The organism is Wolbachia endosymbiont (group B) of Protocalliphora azurea, from assembly GCF_947251865.1.
Lineage (GTDB): Bacteria > Pseudomonadota > Alphaproteobacteria > Rickettsiales > Anaplasmataceae > Wolbachia.
On record NZ_OX366394.1, the window covers coordinates 835,650 to 854,337 of the forward strand.

An 18,688-nucleotide genomic window follows, 5' to 3' on the forward strand; every position below is an offset into this window, starting at 1 on the left:
AAGCGCAACAGCAGTTGGTAAAGGAAGGGCTAGACCAAATTTGAAGGCTGTAGCTGATAAAAGTTGGTCTTTTTCATAAGAGTAAATGGATTGATGGAAAAAAGGAGTGGTAAGGCTCCTTGCACTACAAAAACATTTGCAGGAGAAACTATGAGAAAAAGAACATTAACTTGCCGATACGAGCCAGATGAATTAGCGGAACAACATCTAGCAGACGCCTATGAGCTGTTACTAAGGTATGCGGTAAAAAGAAACAATGAAAAGGAGATAAAGAAAAATGATAACAGTGGCCTTATATGCAAGAGTTTCATCGAAGAGTCAAGCGCAGAACAATACAATAGAGAGTCAAATTGCCGAGCTCAAGCATAGAATTGCTGCAGATAAGCATGAGTTACTGAATGAGTATGAATTTAAGGATGATGGGCTTAGTGGGTGGAGTTTAGAACGTGAAGGTTTAGATGCATTACGTGATAAAGTAGGAGAAGATCAAATTGATAAAATTTATATTCATTCACCTGACCGACTATCAAGAAAATCTGCACATCAAATGATACTACTTGATGAATTTGAAAAAGCAGGAGTAGAAGTAATATTCTTAAATCATAAGACTGAAAATAATCCAGAGTCTAAATTGTTATTGGGAATGCAAGGATTAGTGGCAGAATATGAGTGTACAAAGATTATGGAACGTAGTCGTAGGGGAAAACTCCATAGAGCAAAAAAAGGCTGTGTAAGTGTAATTGGCATTGCACCTTTTGGTTATAATCGTATAAAGCATGTAGATAGAGAAAAGACAAAGTTTGAAATAAATGAAGAGGAAGCAAAAATAGTAAAGCAGATATTCATGTGGGTAGGGCAAGAGAGAATAAGTATAAGGGAAGTGATACGTAGACTAAGAGATAAGTCAATTAGAACAAGAACTGGAAAGAAGGTGTGGTGTCCAATAATAATTTGGAAGGTGTTAAGAAATCCAGCATATAAAGGACAAGCAGCGTTTGGTAAATTAAAGAGGGTTGAAAAAAGAGAAAGAAATAAACAAAAGGTTTCTATCTGTCGCACAGATGAGGACAGCTGGATTTATATACCAGTACCAAAAATAGTTGATGAAGGGTTATTTAATAAAGTGCAAAAGCAACTGGATGAAAATAGAAAAAGAGCAAGGATGCAGAGAGAGGGAGGAAAAAAGAAATACCTATTACAAGGTCTAGTTGTGTGTCAAAACTGTGGATATGCGTATAGTGGTGCACAATGTGGAGTTGAGGGAAAAAAGTTTAGCTATTATCGCTGTAGTAGTACTATACGTATTACTGATGGTAGGGAGAAGTGTACTAATAAATTGGTCCGTACAGATATGTTAGAAACAGCTATATGGGAAAAGGTGAAAAATTTACTAAAAAACCCAGAGATAATAAAAAATGAGTATCACCGTAGAATTGCAGAAAATAAAAATGATGAATCATCAGATAAGAAGCTTGCAAGAAGAGAAAATCAAATAAAACAAGGCATCGAAAAGTTAATGGAAGACTATTATAGTCAAGAAAATGTAGGAGATAAAGGATATATAAGTGAGGAAGAATTTAAACAGACGATGAAAAGAATGAGGGAACGCTTAAGAGGGATAGAAGAAGAGAAGAAAAAGGTAGTTGATCAAAAAGCGATAGAGAAGGGAATGAACCTTATCATCAACAGTATAAAGAGTCTTTATTCCAGTGTAAAATCTAATTTGGAACAGCTAGATTGGCAAACTAAGCGTGGCATCATTAAAGCATTAGTAGAACGAATTCAGATTGGTTATGACCAGCTAGAAGTGGCGTTTAGAATAGAAGAACCAGCACAGGATGGAGAGATTTTTAATTTGCAACATTGTACTGGACGTCATGGTAAGGGAGTTGAAAAAATTTATAAAGCAGGTTCTTTCATTAGTTTTTTTGCGAACATCAAACAATTACTTAGAAAAATTGGAAAGACCATTAAAATATTTTTTTACTTTTTATTCTATATATTTCAACATATTACCTTTAAGTACTAATAATTATGGCATTATTAATAGTTGAGTCGCCAGCAAAGGCAAAGACGATAGGTAAATATTTGAGTAAAGAATTCAAAGTGGCTGCATCTTTTGGCCACGTCAGAGATCTGCCAGCGAAGAATGGTTCTGTTGATCCTGATAATGACTTTGCCATGAAGTATGAGATTATTGAAAAAGCAGAAAAGTATGTAAAAGAGTTAGTCAAGGAAGCTAGTAAAACATCAGATATATACCTTGCAACAGATCCAGACAGAGAAGGGGAAGCAATAGCTTGGAATGTGATAGAGGCACTAAAGGAAAGAAAAGCAATCAATGATGAAAGTAACATTCATAGAGTAGTCTTTAACGAAATAACAAAAAGAGCAGTGCAAGAAGCTATAAAAAATCCACGTGAAATTAATATGGACTTAGTGCGTGCACAGCAAGCACGCAGAGCTTTGGATTATCTAGTTGGATTTAGCTTGTCACCGCTGCTGTGGACAAAATTGTCGGGAAGCAAATCTGCAGGGCGAGTGCAGTCTGTTGCATTAAAGCTTATATGCGAACGAGAAGATGAAATTAGTAAATTTATAACACAGGAGTATTGGAGCATAAAGGCAGAAATGCAAAATAGCAAAGATGAGGCTTTTTTTGCTATGCTAAGCCACTATGACAATAAAAAGCTAGAAAAATTTGATATTAAGAATGAAGAAGAGGCAAAGAACTTAGTCAGGGAGATCGAGTCAAGGCAGTATGCTGTAAGCACAGTAGAACGCAAGCAAGTTAAGAGAAACCCGCTTCCTCCATTTATCACCTCAAGTCTTCAGCAAGATGCAGTGAATAAACTGTATTTTAATGTGAAAAATGTTATGCGAGTAGCGCAAAATTTATATGAAGGTATCAATATTGGTGGTGAAACCGTAGGGTTGATAACTTACATGCGTACAGATGGGTTTCATATTGCAGATGAGGCTATAAACTCAATCAGGGGATCAATTAAGTCATTATATGGTGATAAATATTTACCGCAGTCTCCTCGTAAATATGTAAAAAAGGTCAAAAATGCTCAAGAAGCACATGAAGCAATCCGGCCAACTGATATTAATAGAACACCGGGTAGTATTAAGGATTACTTAACGCCAGAGCAATTTAAATTATACGATTTAATCTGGAAAAGAACCATCGCAAGTCAAATGGAATCGGCGATTCTTGATCAAGTGGTAGTTGAAATTAGTTCTATTGACCAGAAAGTGATTCTGCGAGCAAGTGGATCAAGTATATTCTTTGATGGTTTTTATAAAGTTTATCAAGATAACATAGAAGCCGAAAATGAAGGCCTGCTACCTGCCATGAAGGAAGAGGAAGCGTGCAAGTTGATTTCTGTTGATCCGAAACAGCATTTTACTCAACCGCCACCTCGTTATAGTGAAGCGAGTATAGTAAAAAAAATGGAAGAAGTCGGTATAGGTCGCCCATCAACTTATGCAACAATTATTTCGGTATTACAAGATCGTGAATATGTTTCATTGGATAACAAAAGATTTATTCCAAGCAGCCGCGGTAAGATCGTGACTATATTTTTGGAAACTTTTTTTCAGCGTTGTGTAGAGTATGACTTTACAGCACAAATGGAAGAAAGGCTTGATTCAATCTCAAATGGACATGCAGATTGGAAAAAAGAACTAGGCTATTTTTGGGTGCCATTTTTTAATCATGTAAATTCTGTTAAGCAAATGACACATGATGAGATTTTTAGTGGTATTCATGATTTGGTAGTCAATTGGTTTTGCTCAGAGGAAGGAAAGGAAGAAATAGGTAAAAAATGTCCTAATTGCTCTGGTGGTATATTGAAATTAAATTTTGGAAAAGCCGGTGTGTTTCTTGGATGTTCTAACTATCCTGCATGCAATCATACAAAAGAAATTACGGGCAGTAATGACAATTCAGAATATCCAAAAAGTTTGGGTATAGATGATATGACAGGCCAAGAGGTAATGATCAAAAAAGGTCCTTTTGGACTTTATCTGGAGTTTAATAGTGAGTCAGAAAAGAAAAAAAAGATTTCTGTACCAAAAGATATAAATGTTAATGATATTGATCTAAATACCGCCACTCGATTACTTTCCCTGCCGAAAATAATCGGAGAGCACCCTGAAACTGGAAAAGAAGTAAAAATAGGTCTTGGACGATTTGGGTACTATATTCTCTATGATGGTCGATACTTTTCTCTTAAAAAAAGCTCTAAGGAGGTATTAGACACACAATTAAACGAAGCTATACAAATTATTGAGAGCAGCCCACGCAAAGAGCTAAAATCTCTTGGTTTTAATGAAAAGGGAAAAGAAGTTTTTATCTGCAACGGTAGGTACGGATTCTATATAAAATGCGGTAAAACAAACGTTGCGTTGGGCAAGAATGCAGATATTGAAAGTATAGATCTGAAGAAGGCTTTAGAGTTAATTAAGAATAAAAAGTAGACTTCTTGCATAACCATATGCTTTTTATTGTTGTTCCAGCGCTACACGCTGGAACTGAGAAAAAAAGAGCCTGAATTACAAGAAAGAAAATATTCAGATAACGAGAAAGTTGTCACCTGGTTAGCAGCTACAGTCGTGTGACGCAGACGTGCTACCAGGAAAATAGTCTCTATCAGAGTTAAGCTTTGCTTGCAAAATGAAAAGTGAGTCCAGCTTCTATACCATGTGTGTGAAAAAAGCTGTTCTGTATGATAGTAGTCATTTTATCATTACCTGTTTGTTGAGCCATTTTTTTTGCTTTATCATCAAACTTTAAAGTTTCTGGTTTGTATTCACTGCTACCAATAACACCAAAACCTCTATATCCGATATGCATATTTACATCTTCATTTATATGATAATCAAAGCCAGCCTTTAATTGACCTGCAGGTCTTATTGATGATTTTTCAAACATCGTCATTTTTGTTGCACCAATTCCAATACCGACGTAGGGAGAAAAAGAGAAACTATCACTTTTCCAATAATGATAAACATTTGCCATTACAGATATGTTCTCAATTTTGTCATGGTTAATAATTGATCCATATCGATTGCCACCTTCTGTGTACGATATTGTCATCTGGCCGCTTGTTAAACCAACATTATCCACTTTCACAGAAGAATACATTCCTTCTAATTCAGCTCTATAGCTATTATTGCCTAGTTCTCCTGTGTAACCAAGTGCTACATTTGCAGCAAAAGGTGGGTTATAATCTCCTTTATACTTACTTATTAACTGACCTTGTGTTCTCTGAGCGTCTATGTCATTTATAGATACACGGTTATCATCTTTAGCATCTTTGCCTCCAATTTTTGCTTTCAACTTACCCAAGTTCAAATATTGACCGTAATATCCACCACCAAAGTAAAATCCTTCTGTTTCACTTGCAAAAGATTGTTGTGACAACAATAAAGCAAGTGCTGTAACTGCTAATGTTTTTTTACTCATCATGACTATTCCTCTAGTTAAAATAGCTAATCTAGTACTAATTAATTAAAAATGATTTAATATGAAAAAACTAATTATTTTCTAAGCTAAAAAATAGGTAAAATTAACCTCTATCCTCGATTTTATTGCCGTCTAGTTTGTCCTCATCTTCAAATTCATCATCATCGTCAAATTCATCCTTACTGTCTTCATCATCAAACCCATCATCGTCTTCCTCATCATCAAACCCATCACCACCTTCAAACTTATCATCAATATCCTCGTCTTCAAATCCATCTTCAATCCCTGGCTCATCGTATATTGCATCTTCAGTTTTAGCTTCAACAGGATAATCAGCAGCTTCAATAGCATTACTCTCTTCTTCATTACTAATCTTATCTTTGTTAGCAGCAGAAAAGACCTTGTTTGGATCATATGGCTCTTGTGTAGGCACACGTGTTGGTTTAATCAGCCTTCTTGTGAATGTGCTATCACTATAGTACAAAATTTTCTTTGACTTAATTGGATAAGTCGATTCTATCAAAATTATCTGATCATCACGTGGCAGCATAATAATTTCTTGAGGTAAGAGCAATGCTCTCTGTGTTTCAGAGATATGCAATGATCTTGATGCAGGATTCAAGTCTAAAAATTTAGGTTTGTTTAATGATTCTTGTTGTACAGTTTTGTTTCCTATAAGCTGAGATATCAAATTAGCCGTTTCAATATTATTGGCTGCAAAAGTTATTCTATAGGTTGAGTTTGATAAAAAGGAGTTCATTCCTGCTTCTTCATATATTCCTTTAAGCTGTTCAGTATCTTGAACAATTAAAAATAACCTTACTCGATAGCCACGAAAGTATGCGATGCCCGTTTGAAATTGCTCCATTTTTCCAAGTGTTGGAAACTCATCCATTAAAAATAATACGCCGTAAGGCTCGTCATCCGATGGCAATTTTCTACATAAAAACTCAGTTGCCTGTTGGTAAAAAACCTGCATTAAAGGCCTGAGCCTAGTTAAGTTATCAGGAGTTAAACCAACATAAACTGTAGTTTTCTTCTTTTTAAAATCCAAAATATTAAAATCACTTGATGCAGTTGCAGTATCGATCAATGGGTTTGCCCACAATTCAAGCGACGAGTTCATAGTTGACACAACACCTGATCTTTCTTTGTCAGCCTTTTGCAAAAAAGCTGCAATGTTCATATACGCTACCGGATGTATTATTTTACCCATTGTGTCCAAAACTACAGCAAGATTGTAAACTACGTCATCGCTACGCATCGTACGCACAACCTCACCAAAAGATTTAACTTTCTCTGGTGCAGCAAGTAAATATAGTACCACCCCAACAAATAAGCTTCTTGCTTCGTTTTGCCAAAAATCTTGTTCAGGCATGATTAGGTTAGCTATTTTTTGCACATCGTCAACCATCTGTCCAGGTTTTTCACTAATCCATTCCAGTGGATTATAACAATGGCTTACCCCATCTGGCTGCGCTGGGTTCCATACATATACTTTTTGTCCTTGTCGCTCTCGCCAACCACTTGTTATTTCATAGTTTTCTAATTTTATATCATGCACAATTACCGAATCATTCCAAAATAACAAATTAGGAATTACAAAACCAACACCTTTACCAGAGCCTGTAGGTGCAAAGAGCAATGCATGCTGAAACCCATCAGCAATAAAATATCCTCTCTTATCTTTACCAAGCAATAGACCTTTTTTGCTTCTTAATCCCGCTTTTCGTATGTCTTTCTCTGATGCCCACTGTGAATCTCCATGAAGTGATTCTTTCTTTTTAAATGGCCGCCACTCAATTAGTCTTTCTCTCACATTCCACAAAATAATCATCAAAACAATTTTAGGCAGTACAGAAGATACAACTAATTTAATTTTGAGCTCAAAGCTATATAGCTCTGGATGATGCCAACAATATTGTATATGATCAAAAATTGTCGGCCAGAGAGCTTGAGGAAAAGGTGTCAAGCTAGGATTAATTGCTCTAAAATCTACACCATCTGGACCGTCAACAAACAGGTAGAATAATATACCAGACAAATAGAAGCAAAATTCAAGTATGCTAAAAGATACTACACCTCCTATGAGAATATTGCGTAGGTGATTTCCATTACTCATAAACTACTTTTTCTTAACTTACGTATAAATTTAAGTATTTTCATTTGAAGATCTAGTAAATAATATTTCAGAAATGCTTCTTTTTCCACCACTGGTCCTTTTGAGTTGAATAACAATGTCAATTACATTTCTAATGTATGGTATGATCTGATCTGGGGGAATTCCAAGATTTGCTTGCATAACCATAAGTTTTATTTGCTCAAGAGCCATTGCCGGACTATCCGCATGAAGAGTTGATATTGACCCTGGGTGGCCAGTGTTTATTGCTCTAAGAAAACTAAAAGCTTCTGCTCCACGCAGCTCACCAACTATTATTCTATCTGGTCTTAAACGTAAACATGCCTCTATCAAATCTTGAGTGGTCACTTTTGCCCTACCCTGACCTCCTTTAGAAGCAATAAGATGTACTCTATTCGGATGATCATTCAAAACTATCTCTCTTGCATCTTCAACAGTAATAATTCTTTCTTCAGATGGAATAGCACGCAAAGTAGCATTAGTAAAAGTGGTTTTACCAGTGGAAGTTCCACCACTAATTATGATATTTTTCTTACTTATTACAGCATATTCTAAAAACTCTTTTATTTTTTTTTGTTTCAGTAGCAAATCTAGGTGACGATCTACTGGATTATCGGTCACTCCTATAACAGTTTCAGAAAAAGCCCCCATTTTTTCATAATCATCCAATGCCAATTGCATAGAAGAAGGTTTACGAATTGAAATGACTACTTTATCAGGCTCACATGCTGGAGGAAACACTATCTGTATACGATAACCATTTGGTAATGTAGCTGAAAGCAGCGGTGTCTCTTCGCTCAGTTTTTGTTCTGTAGCTTGAGCAATCAACCTGCTAAGAGATTTTAAATGATTAAGATCAAATATTTCTAACTTTTCGCATCTTATTTCACCGCGATTTTCAATCCATACTTCCTTCGGTTTATTTATTGATATTTCATTTACACCTTCCTCTTGAAATATCCCTTGTAATGGCTCCAAGTATGTATCAAGTGCAGCATAGTTCATTTCAGTTATTTAATATTGACTGTGGAGGAAATACTATATCTTGGTTAACAAATACTTTCAATGCAGTTCCTTGATTAACATAAATAGTTGGTTTTTTATCTACACTCCTATCAACTATATCTCGCATGTCTTTGGAAAAATCATTGATTGACTTCCCGATTGCTTCATCATAAACAGATTTGCTTCTTTTCTGAGTTTGCCTCAACAGTTGACGTACATCGTCTAAAGTTATACCGATATTGTCACTAGTAATTGTATCAACTCCACTAGCTCCAGAACTTTTTATCACACTTACTATTTCTTCCTTTATTATTCTCAGCAAATCCTGATCACTTTTAGCATTTCGAATTTTTTCAATAGCCCTAATACCCAATTTCCATTTTTCGTCTCCTACCTTCCCAACTTCAGTTTTTATAGAATTCTCCAATCTCTCAACAATAGCCCCTTTGAGAGAAGAAATATCTATTTCAGTTGCAGTAATAGACTTCACTGCATCCATGGCAGTTAGCGCATCGATAAGATTAGAGGCTTTTTGTCCTACAACAGCTGAACCAATCGAAACACCAGCAAGTGCCACTGAAGAGAATAATGCACTTGCTATTTTATTATCAACTATTCCAGCTATCCCTGCCCTTCCAAGCTCATCGGTACCAGATGATGCAATAGCAACATCTATACCATGAGGAAGAATGATCCTATTCCAATTTATGTTCACGCGGGCTTTTGCAACATTTGAGTCGAATGAATAACCACCTATTAACCTTGAACCTTTTGGTATTAAAATTGTATCACCAGTTTCTGCATAAACGTCTCTACTAACAACAGCACGGAGCATTCCTTTTAAGTCAGAACTTATTGCAGTTTCAAGAATAGCGTCAATAACTTTACCTTGAATAATCATTAAACCAAGCTTTCCAGCTTTGGTAGCTTTGCTCGACTGTGCTGAGGTATTGGATAAAACAGCATCTGTAGCTTTACCTTCCCCACTACTACCTGAAATTGCTAACATTTGTGCACTACGTCTGTCTCTAGGATAACCGCCACCCCCTATTGTAGGAAATGAAGTAGGCAAATTGCTAATAACATTACCAGAAGGAAAATTTTGCTTTGGTAAAACAGGTATATTTGACAAGGGAATTTCTTTTAGTTGCTCTTCTTTTTTTGTCACTTCCTCTTTTTTGATTTGTTTTACTTCTGGTATGACTTGTGGGATAGGAAGAGGAGGTAAGGGTGGCAAGAGATCAGTTGCTATCCTCTCGGAAACTACTACATTATCTGGAACTTGTTCTAACTTTCCTTTCAATTCTTGAATGTTTTGCTTTGTTTCCTCTTTTTTAACAATCTCTGGACCCTCTTTATTAGAAGGACTAAAATAAAGATAGTACACTCCACCAACTAAGAGCGCTACCATAACTATCATCAATGCCTTATAACCTTGATTAGAGCCAACTGTTACTACCTTGCTTTCTATCTCTGATTCATCTTCTACACTATTATGCCTTTCTTTACTCATATTATATGTACCAGAACTAAAGTGACCTATTTATAACTTCAACTTCACTACCTTCATAACGCATTAATAGCTTTTTATGTACTCCTTTTATTACAACATAATCATCAAATAACAGCCTTTTACAGGATTCGCCTTCTATAAAAATCTGAGGAATTTTATTACTATTTCTAAACTTTAAATAGGTTAAATAACCATCATCGAATAACTCAATTGGAACTATATCTATGTTACCACCTTCATCAATATATGTATAGTTGTACCTCGTATTATTTTCTTGTATTATTTTTTCTGGCTTTTCTGTAATGTATTGCATTTGAGTAGGTAAAGAAACCTCATCTAAATCAACATCAAATTCATCTTCTTCTTGAGGATAATAAAAACGTATTACGTAAGATATATCCTTTTCAACGGAATAATCATGATCCACTTTTTTAGCATCAGTATCTGGGTATTTATCGTAATTTGGTCTTGAAATTAGATCAAAAATGTAATTTCTCTTTTTAGTTGTCGTAATAATCATGTTAGTGCGACTACTGACTTCAAATGGCATGACAAGCAGTTTATTATCATAAGGATTAATTTTCCAACTTGATGCATCACCAACAGCAATATTTTTGACTTTTTCCCCTTCTGCAAACTCAATATAAGAATAGTAACCTTGACTAAAAATTACTGTAAACACCTCATTAGGGCTATATACAAAAGTCTTTATTCTACTATCTACAGAAATAGGTTTATTATTAATAGATGCATTTAAGTTGCCACTTATTAGTAAAGCTAAAACTAACAATATCCTACACATATTCATCATCTACTCTATATGAAATAACTTGAAACCCTAACGGGTTAATATATCTTTGCTGATCATTCATTTCAAGCGATGCATATTTATACGACATCACAACTATCTTATTTTTCCTTGAGGAATTTCCATCTTTTCGTGTAAATTCTATAGAAAATCTCACTTGAAGAGCATCATTACCTAATTTTTGAATTGAACGAATTTTCAACTCACCTTTAGCATCTGAATATAAATTAAAAAGGTCATTCATATTCTGCGATTTTATATAGTTGCTAAATTCACTATATACACTAGGCGAAGAAAACAACCTTACTTTTGTATAATAATTATAATTATAATTATATGGGTCAAAAACCTCCCTTGCTTTTATATACTCTGAAATAAAATAATCGTTCAGCGTTTCATTTGCAGAATATTGTTTTACTGTAACAGGATCAACCAATTGCACTATGCCTGACTTTTTGTCAATTTCTATAACGAATGGCTCAATAGTGCTACTTGTGCTAATTTTAAATATAGCTAATATGCTTATAGAAATTGCAACTAGTAATATTAATGTAAATAAAAGTAAAGTATTTCTCTGAGCAACAACTGTGCTATAGTGACTTGAATTCCAATTTATATCCTTATCCAATGACTCATTACTTTTTTCTTGTTTTAAAAATTTCAGCATCTCAATATTCTTAAAAATCTTAACTTATATTAATTAACATAGCAAGCTAACAAAGTAGTTATAACAAAAAAGCTAATAAACCCTTAATCCATGGCCTAACTTGCCAAATTTTGTTTCCATATATGAATCATTATATTCATTGCGTTCCATAATAAGTGGTATACACTTTGTAACTTCTATACCGTTATTTTTCAACTCTGATAACTTTCTACCATTGTTTGTAAGTAATTGTATTTTGTTAATGTTCAATTTCTTAAGTATTTTAGCTGCAACAGCAAAGCTCCTTTCATCATCTTCAAAACCCAATACTCTATTTGCATCAACAGTATCAAGATTATATTTTCTTTGCATACTGTATGCTCTTAACTTATTAGTTAAACCAATGCCTCTCCCATCTTGCATCAAGTATAATATAATGCCATTCCCAAAGTCGGTCATTATTTGAATCGCTTGATGTAACTGGCTTCTGCAATCACATGATAAGCTGTCTAATAAGTCTCCTGTATAGCATGAAGAATGAATTCTCACTAATGGCTCATTATCTTCATCTGGATTGCCAATGATAATTGCATAATGTTCTCTTCCGCCACTTTTGGTTCTATAAGATATGATATCTACTTCTTGAGTCTGTTTTAAAAATAATGATGTTTTGCACACTTCATACACACTATGATTTTGTTGAAAATCATTCACAAGTAACGTATTTAGTGCAATAATGTCATTTTCTTCACACCAATTTCGCATTTCATGTTTATTCTCAAAAGTCATATCAGCCACTAACGCGTATGGCAATAATTCTGAGAACTTAAGCAAGGCAACAGCATACGCATCTATTGTCTTTGAGCATTGCAACTCTTTTATCCAATCTTCCTTTGAACAGTTTATTAAATGGAGCAGTTCATCAAAATTGCTTATCAACAGACGTTTGCTACTATGTTCTTTACTCTGACATATGTATTTTACCTTACTTGCAGTCAAAGTAACATACACATTACCTGATATAAGCTTATATTGACTAAATAAATTTTTTTCTAAAGTTTCAGCAGCAGCAAGCAATAGATAGTTATTTTCATCATCATATATTAAAATTGGAAGACCACGCCTGACTTCACTGATGGCCCTTTCTACTTTATTTCTACTTTGATTTCCTATAAACATTTCACCTACACCAAACAACTTGGTGCGGTCGAGAAGACTTGAACTTCCAAGGCTTTGTGAGCCACAGCGACCTCAACGCTGCGTGTCTACCAATTCCACCACGACCGCACTTTATTCTAGTTTCTATATAATTACTTTAAATTACTTAATCATTTTAGGATTTTTCATCTAAAGTGTCAATCTGATACTAGGATAATTTAGGAAATGCCTGTATAATTTAACTATGAATTTTATGGTTACAAACTTTAATCATTTAAGATAATCTTAATACTAATTCTTAATTTAGGTTTTTATACAAATGAAAGTAGCTAATATCTTCATTTTTTTAATTCTATCTCTTACAATTAGCTTTCACTCTAATCATGCACAAATATTGTACACATGGTCTCAAATCATTCCAGAAAATAAATTAAGCATACGTGCGATTATAGACAATAACATGTGTCCCATTGCTTACGTCGATAATAAGGCAGTAGAAATGCTAAGTCGCAGCTCAATTAACAATACCGAAACAGTTTGTGAACTGATAGTAGAAACAAATGCTCAAAACATTAGTATTGACAATATAAAAGTTCCCGTATTAGCGGAAAAGATCAGCAAAATTGCCTTCATTGGCGATACAGGATGTAGAATAAATATGTTATTTCAGCAAGAATGTAATTCTGTAGATAACTGGCCTTTGAAAAAAAATTTAGATTCAATCGCTTTTCATAAACCAGATTTAATTATCCATGTTGGTGATTATCATTATAGACAAACAAAATGTAGAAACACAAAAAAGTGCGGCGATATTTATGGATATAGCAAAGAAGCTTGGTACGCTGATTGGTTTGAGCCTGCAAAAGATATTTTAACACAATCTCCTTTTCTTTTTGTTCGTGGAAATCATGAGAGTTGTAATAGAGCTTATGAAGGATGGTTCAGATATTTAGATTCATACCCCTTTTCCCCTCAAAAATGTGAAGATCTTATTTTCAGTTGGTTCTTAGATGCTGGGCCGATGAAGTTTTTTATCTTCGACTCTTCATCCGGTGAGGAAATTTTTACAACCCAAAGCACAGTTGATGCTTTTGAGAGGCAGTTTGATAAATTGATACAAGATAAGCCCACGTGGTTTTTGACTCATAAACCACTTTGGAGATCTCCAAAAAAAGAATTTTTGACATTAAAAAGCCATGGCAATCTTACACAAATTGAAGCTTTTGGAGATAAATTTCCAAGCAATGTTACTACCATAGTTTCTGGCCACATTCATATAGCCCAGATTTTATTAATGGATAATGTTCCAGATCAGATTATAGTTGGAAACGGCGGTGCATTATTACACGCTCAAGATCAAGAACCTGTTTATCAAAACGTAGAATTTAACTATCCAAATAGTAGAAATTACTTAGCACACGAAGTTAGAAACTTTTTCGGCTTTGGCTTTGCAATATTAGGTTTAGACGATCACAAATTTACTTTCTATAACCAAGATAATAAGGAAATGTATTCTGCAAACCTAACGAAAGACTTTAAACTTAAAACAAATTAAAATTAGGACTATTTGTTGTTATCGATTACTGACCTTACCGAGAAAAAGTAGAGAAGTAGAAATGTGAGTTGACAAAATAAGAGAAATATAGTATATTAATGGTAGTAAGAGTATTTAAAATTAATTATGCCAGTAGCAGTAAATACACCAGATAACATACAAAGAATGTCGAAATTTAAAAAGGCAAGAGATATTTTACTAGCCCCTGTGAGATGGCTAGTCATTGGTTTAGCTGTAGTATTACTCATAGCATTTATTGTTTTTGTCATAGCGTTAATTCTAGTTGCTCAAGCATTGGGTAAGCTATATCTTCTTGCAGGAGGCAAATTACCAGAATGGTTAGAGCAAAGAACTGAAGCATTTATGGAGGCAGTGCGTGTCCCACAAACAACGCATGATACTAATGTAAATGATGCAATTAATATTAACGTTCAAAAGCTAAAAGAAAACTATGGCGAGCCTGATGTTGATGATAAGTTTATAGAGGAAATAGAAGGATTTATTGATCAGTTAGAGTGTATAGCAAATGGTACACAAAAAGCTGTGGATAAAGATCAACTCACAAAAGATGAGAAAAAACATGCACTTAAGTGCTTGGAGCGTATAAAAAACAACCCTGATACACATAGTGGAAGCGGATTAACATTGAAGCAAGTTTTAAATTTGGTTTGGAAAGCTTGTAAAGATGAAAATAAAAAAAGTGCTGATGATAATATAGATATTAATACCCGCATATCACAGAGAAAATATCAACTGGTTAAACATTTAGTAGAATCGCAAACAGAATATGGAGTATCTGTTGGCAGTGCATGTTTTACTGGTGCCTTTAACAGTATTGTCTCTTCCTTGTACACTTTTGAAGAATTTTTCTTCTTGCAAAGAGCGGATAAGGCTACTGTAAAACAAGAGTTTGAAAATGATCTACAAAAAAAAGGTGAAGAATTATTTAATCGGCTTTCCAATGATAAAGAAAAAAAAGAAGTTGCAGAAGCTTTAAGTAATCCTTCTACAAATTTCTTTATTAGCTTTATAGAATCATTTAAAAATCACTCTGCACGTGCAGTTTTAGGCGATAAAAGATGCGATGAACTAATAAAAGAGTATTTTGGTAATCTTCAATATAAACCAACAATATCTTGCTTTATAAAGTAATCACTTAACTAACGGCAAAGTGATACCATGTTGATTCATATATTTTCCTTTCATATCATCATATGACTTCTCACACTCACTTTCGCCGCTTAAAAACACAAATTGGCATGCTCCTTCATTAGCGTAAATTTTTGCAGGAAGTGGAGTAGTGTTAGAGAATTCAAGTGTGACGTGACCTTCCCATCCAGGTTCTAAAGGTGTGACGTTCACTATGATACCACATCTTGCATAAGTTGATTTGCCAACACAAATTACTAGTACATTCCTTGGTATACGAAAATACTCCACTGTGCTGGCAAGCACAAAACTATTTGGTGGAATTATACATACATCTGTTTCCTTATCTATGAAACTATTCTCAGAAAAATTCTTTGGGTCTACAATAGCTGAATTAACATTAGTAAAAATCTTAAACTTATTACTAACTCTTGCATCATAGCCATAAGATGATAATCCGAAAGATACAACACCCTTACTGCTTTTATGATTCACAAAAGGCTCTATCATTCTAGAGTTTTCAGCCTTTTCCCTTATCCATTTATCTGGCATAACTGCCATAATTGTCCTTTAAAGTTTTGTAATACTTATAATAATATGTAATAGAATTTAAATGTAAACCTGAATTAGCGTTACACTCTGGAATGGCAAAGTTTCCAGTATAAACTACCTATACAAAAATAAATTGGCAATATTTCAAGCCTGCCAAGCAGCATCAAAAACGATAGAAATAGCTTTACTCCACCACTAAAGGAGGAATAATTACCTGAAGGACCTATTAGGTTACTAAATCCTGGGCCAGAATTTGTAAGCATTGCAGAAACAGAGCTGATGCTAGTTATAAAGTCCGCATTGCTCAAGTAAGACATCACTATTGATGATATAGTGAACGTTAACATGTAAATCGCAAAAAACGTAAAGACGGATTGAACTTCATCATTTTCCAGTATTTTACCATTGAGTTTTACTCTATCGCTTTCACTTGGATTTAATAAAGAGCTAAAGTAATTCCTTATAGATTTTAGAAAAATGACTAAACGGAAGATTTTGATTCCACCACTAGCAGAACCACCACATCCACCAATAAAGGCTAAAAAGAAAGCTAAGACTGAAATAAAGCTCCAATTCAAGTAGTTGCACATTATATAGCCAGTTGATGTGATAAAGGAGGTAATGGTGAATGTGCTGTACCTAAATAATAAAAATACTCCTAAGTCAAAATTTTTATATAACCAAAAACAAGCAAGCAAAGATGAAATAACAACTATCTTAATAAAGTAAGAGACCTGTTCATCATAACAAACGTCTAATCGTCTTACAATTTTTAAATAGCTCAGAAAAGGTAAAGAGCCTAAAATCATAAAGATAATTGTTATTACCTCCAATATAGGGTTATTGTAGTAGCCTATAGAATCGTTATAGTTAGCAAATCCACCAGTTGATACAGCGGACATTCCGTGACATACTGCGTCAAATAATGGCATGCCAGCTAGATAATAGGAAAATATGCACAATAAAATTAGGCAGTAATATATTTCTGCAATATGTATTACTACGCTTCGCGTATGTGGTAACTTTCTTTTAAGAGCATCTGAGTACTCAGAATAGAGTAAATTATTTAAGCTCAAAACCTTAAATATGGGAAAAATTGCAATTCCTACTGTAATTACTCCAAAACCACCTATACCGTGTAGCATTGCTCTCCACAGTAGTATCCCCGGAGATTGTTGCTCGATGTAACTTAGAACAGTTGCTCCTGTGGTTGTAATCCCAGATACTGCTTCAAACAGTGCATCAATGTAGCTTAAACTATCAAGATAAAATGGAATAGCTGCAAACAGAGATAATGCAATCCAGGTACAACTGGTAATCGCAAAAATTGCCGGCATTCCATGTACCCTATTTAGTTTACCCAGTAGAATAAAAGTCGCACTAAATGTGCAGGTAACTATAAATCCAACCAGAAAATTTTTCCATTCGTAACCTAGATAATTATTAGTAATAGCAGGAATAAGCATTGCTACGCCAAACAACAATAGAAAAATTCCCACAATAAACGCAATTGAACGTAAAACTTGCAGACTTTCCATAGACAGTACTGTGAAAGCTATATGTTATTAAAACTTCAACCGCTTTGCTAATTTTTTCTCTTGACTTGATTATAAATACGTATAATTATAGCGCTAAATTTGCCATAAGAGATAGAGGTAAGGTATGTTATTAACTGACAGACAAAAAAACATTCGAGATTCATTAATTAGTGAAGCTATACAAGGCAACTTTGAGAATATAAAAAATAATTACGATAGCGATATACAAGAAGTTTTGAAAAGCGAATTACCTAGTAATATACAAAAAGAGTTTAAAGACGATCTACCTAACCCTTGTACCACTTCACAGTTGATTATATTCAAAAAAAATCAAAAGGAAATTAATCAATGTATACAGAAAATGGAGCAAAAAATTGAGAGTATTTCGTGTGATATAGCTATGCAAGAAGCGAAAGGAAATGATGATTCGCATATGCAAAAAGTGAAAAACTTAAAGAGAACAAGTGATCTTCACCACAAATTACGTCAAGCAATAGATTATTTAGATGTTAAAAAAGTTAAAGCAGTATTAGAAGATTGTGATACAAATCTAGCAATGATTTTAAATAGACCTATACATTCACAGAGCAAAACTACCCTTTTACTTTATCCTCTGCAAGTTGGTCTTAATAAACGATATATAGGTGATGGTAAAAGATTGAAACAAGAAGATCTGAGAAATATAAAAGAAATTACTAAACTTCTTTGGGATAAAGCTTCTCCTGATATTCGCAATTTCTGGTTTAAATTCCATCAAGATCAACAAGAAGAAAGTACAAAAGACACAAAAGCAACCTTTGAAGCTCATTTGAAAAAAGCTCCTCCTGATATTCGTGACTTGTGGCTTAAATATCAAAGAGTGCCTGAAAATCAAGATGCAGCTGTAATAAAACTTCTTAAAGGTGAGCAACAACGACATGCCAAGATAGGTAGTGAGAAGTGGCTTGAAGATTTCATTCAAGAAGTTAAAGATTACAGAGAACAAAAAACCATAGAAGAAAACCTTGAAATAGCTACAGAGAAACCTACAACAAAATCTGTTCTACAAGACGCACAACTTTCTCAAATAAATAGAACTTGTTGTATTTTGTAGTAAATAAGTTCTTAGGAAATCTAAGTATGATAACAATAAAAACAAGAAATTTAAACGT

The 18,688-nt window shown here is 34.2% G+C and carries 15 protein-coding genes and 1 tRNA gene; 6 read left to right on the plus strand and 10 right to left on the minus strand.

The annotated features are described in order from the left end of the window. Positions 1 to 93: 93 nt before the first annotated feature. From OPR35_RS03970 to topA, 3 genes are read left to right on the plus strand one after another with little or no spacing between them, the layout of a single operon-like run. Entirely contained in the window at positions 94 to 369 is a 276-nt protein-coding gene (locus tag OPR35_RS03970) for a hypothetical protein (RefSeq protein WP_017532679.1), read from the plus strand. Continuing rightward, positions 278 to 2,029, plus strand: coding sequence for a recombinase family protein (locus OPR35_RS03975; protein WP_265024704.1), 1,752 nt, complete (start codon positions 278 to 280; stop codon positions 2,027 to 2,029). The genes OPR35_RS03970 and OPR35_RS03975 overlap by 92 nt, the downstream gene beginning before the upstream one ends. Positions 2,030 to 2,034: 5 nt before the next feature. Continuing rightward, complete coding sequence (topA, locus tag OPR35_RS03980; RefSeq protein ID WP_019236955.1) at positions 2,035 to 4,485, plus strand: type I DNA topoisomerase; 2,451 nt, start codon at positions 2,035 to 2,037, stop codon at positions 4,483 to 4,485. Positions 4,486 to 4,663: 178 nt separating this feature from the next. On the opposite strand, the gene OPR35_RS03985 is transcribed toward topA, so the two are convergent. From OPR35_RS03985 to OPR35_RS04020, 8 genes are all read right to left on the minus strand, one after another. Then, positions 4,664 to 5,476 (minus strand): P44/Msp2 family outer membrane protein, encoded by an 813-nt coding sequence (locus OPR35_RS03985; protein ID WP_019236954.1) that lies wholly within the window; start codon positions 5,474 to 5,476, stop codon positions 4,664 to 4,666. A 100-nt stretch (positions 5,477 to 5,576) separates the two neighbouring features. Next, positions 5,577 to 7,595, minus strand: a complete 2,019-nt coding sequence (locus tag OPR35_RS03990) for a type IV secretory system conjugative DNA transfer family protein (RefSeq protein ID WP_265024705.1) — start codon at positions 7,593 to 7,595, stop codon at positions 5,577 to 5,579. A 30-nt stretch (positions 7,596 to 7,625) separates the two neighbouring features. After that, complete coding sequence (gene virB11, locus OPR35_RS03995) at positions 7,626 to 8,618, minus strand: P-type DNA transfer ATPase VirB11 (RefSeq protein ID WP_007302612.1); 993 nt, start codon at positions 8,616 to 8,618, stop codon at positions 7,626 to 7,628. A gap of 1 nt (position 8,619) precedes the next feature. Further along, positions 8,620 to 10,131, minus strand: coding sequence for a TrbI/VirB10 family protein (locus tag OPR35_RS04000; protein WP_007302611.1), 1,512 nt, complete (start codon positions 10,129 to 10,131; stop codon positions 8,620 to 8,622). Positions 10,132 to 10,147: 16 nt separating this feature from the next. Further along, the gene (virB9, locus tag OPR35_RS04005; RefSeq protein WP_029237539.1) at positions 10,148 to 10,939 is read right to left on the minus strand and encodes a P-type conjugative transfer protein VirB9; all 792 of its coding nucleotides are present in this window, start codon (positions 10,937 to 10,939) and stop codon (positions 10,148 to 10,150) included. Then, positions 10,926 to 11,606 carry a VirB8 family type IV secretion system protein gene (locus tag OPR35_RS04010; RefSeq protein ID WP_265024706.1) on the minus strand — a complete coding sequence of 227 codons (681 nt, stop codon included), beginning with the start codon at positions 11,604 to 11,606 and terminating at the stop codon, positions 10,926 to 10,928. Before OPR35_RS04010 ends, virB9 begins: the two co-directional genes overlap by 14 nt. 72 nt (positions 11,607 to 11,678) lie before the next feature. Next, positions 11,679 to 12,764 carry a GTP cyclohydrolase II gene (locus tag OPR35_RS04015; RefSeq protein ID WP_149168819.1) on the minus strand — a complete coding sequence of 362 codons (1,086 nt, stop codon included), beginning with the start codon at positions 12,762 to 12,764 and terminating at the stop codon, positions 11,679 to 11,681. A gap of 20 nt (positions 12,765 to 12,784) precedes the next feature. Beyond that, a tRNA-Leu gene (locus tag OPR35_RS04020) sits at positions 12,785 to 12,872 on the minus strand. Between the two features lie 190 nt (positions 12,873 to 13,062). On the opposite strand from OPR35_RS04020, the gene OPR35_RS04025 reads away from it, so the two are divergent. Together OPR35_RS04025 and OPR35_RS04030 are read left to right on the plus strand one after the other, a co-directional pair. After that, complete coding sequence (locus OPR35_RS04025; RefSeq protein ID WP_265024707.1) at positions 13,063 to 14,298, plus strand: metallophosphoesterase family protein; 1,236 nt, start codon at positions 13,063 to 13,065, stop codon at positions 14,296 to 14,298. A 126-nt stretch (positions 14,299 to 14,424) separates the two neighbouring features. Continuing rightward, positions 14,425 to 15,450: a hypothetical protein gene (locus OPR35_RS04030; RefSeq protein ID WP_265024708.1), complete on the plus strand. Its 1,026-nt coding sequence runs from the start codon at positions 14,425 to 14,427 to the stop codon at positions 15,448 to 15,450. Here OPR35_RS04030 and dcd read toward each other — a convergent pair whose 3' ends face one another. Both dcd and OPR35_RS04040 read right to left on the minus strand, forming a co-directional pair. After that, entirely contained in the window at positions 15,451 to 16,008 is a 558-nt protein-coding gene (gene dcd, locus OPR35_RS04035; protein WP_006012513.1) for a dCTP deaminase, read from the minus strand. Positions 16,009 to 16,079: 71 nt separating this feature from the next. Beyond that, the gene (locus OPR35_RS04040) at positions 16,080 to 17,537 is read right to left on the minus strand and encodes a TrkH family potassium uptake protein (protein ID WP_213863942.1); all 1,458 of its coding nucleotides are present in this window, start codon (positions 17,535 to 17,537) and stop codon (positions 16,080 to 16,082) included. Positions 17,538 to 17,661: 124 nt separating this feature from the next. On the opposite strand from OPR35_RS04040, the gene OPR35_RS04045 reads away from it, so the two are divergent. Then, positions 17,662 to 18,630 (plus strand): hypothetical protein, encoded by a 969-nt coding sequence (locus OPR35_RS04045; RefSeq protein ID WP_007302603.1) that lies wholly within the window; start codon positions 17,662 to 17,664, stop codon positions 18,628 to 18,630. The last annotated feature ends 58 nt before the right edge of the window (positions 18,631 to 18,688 follow it).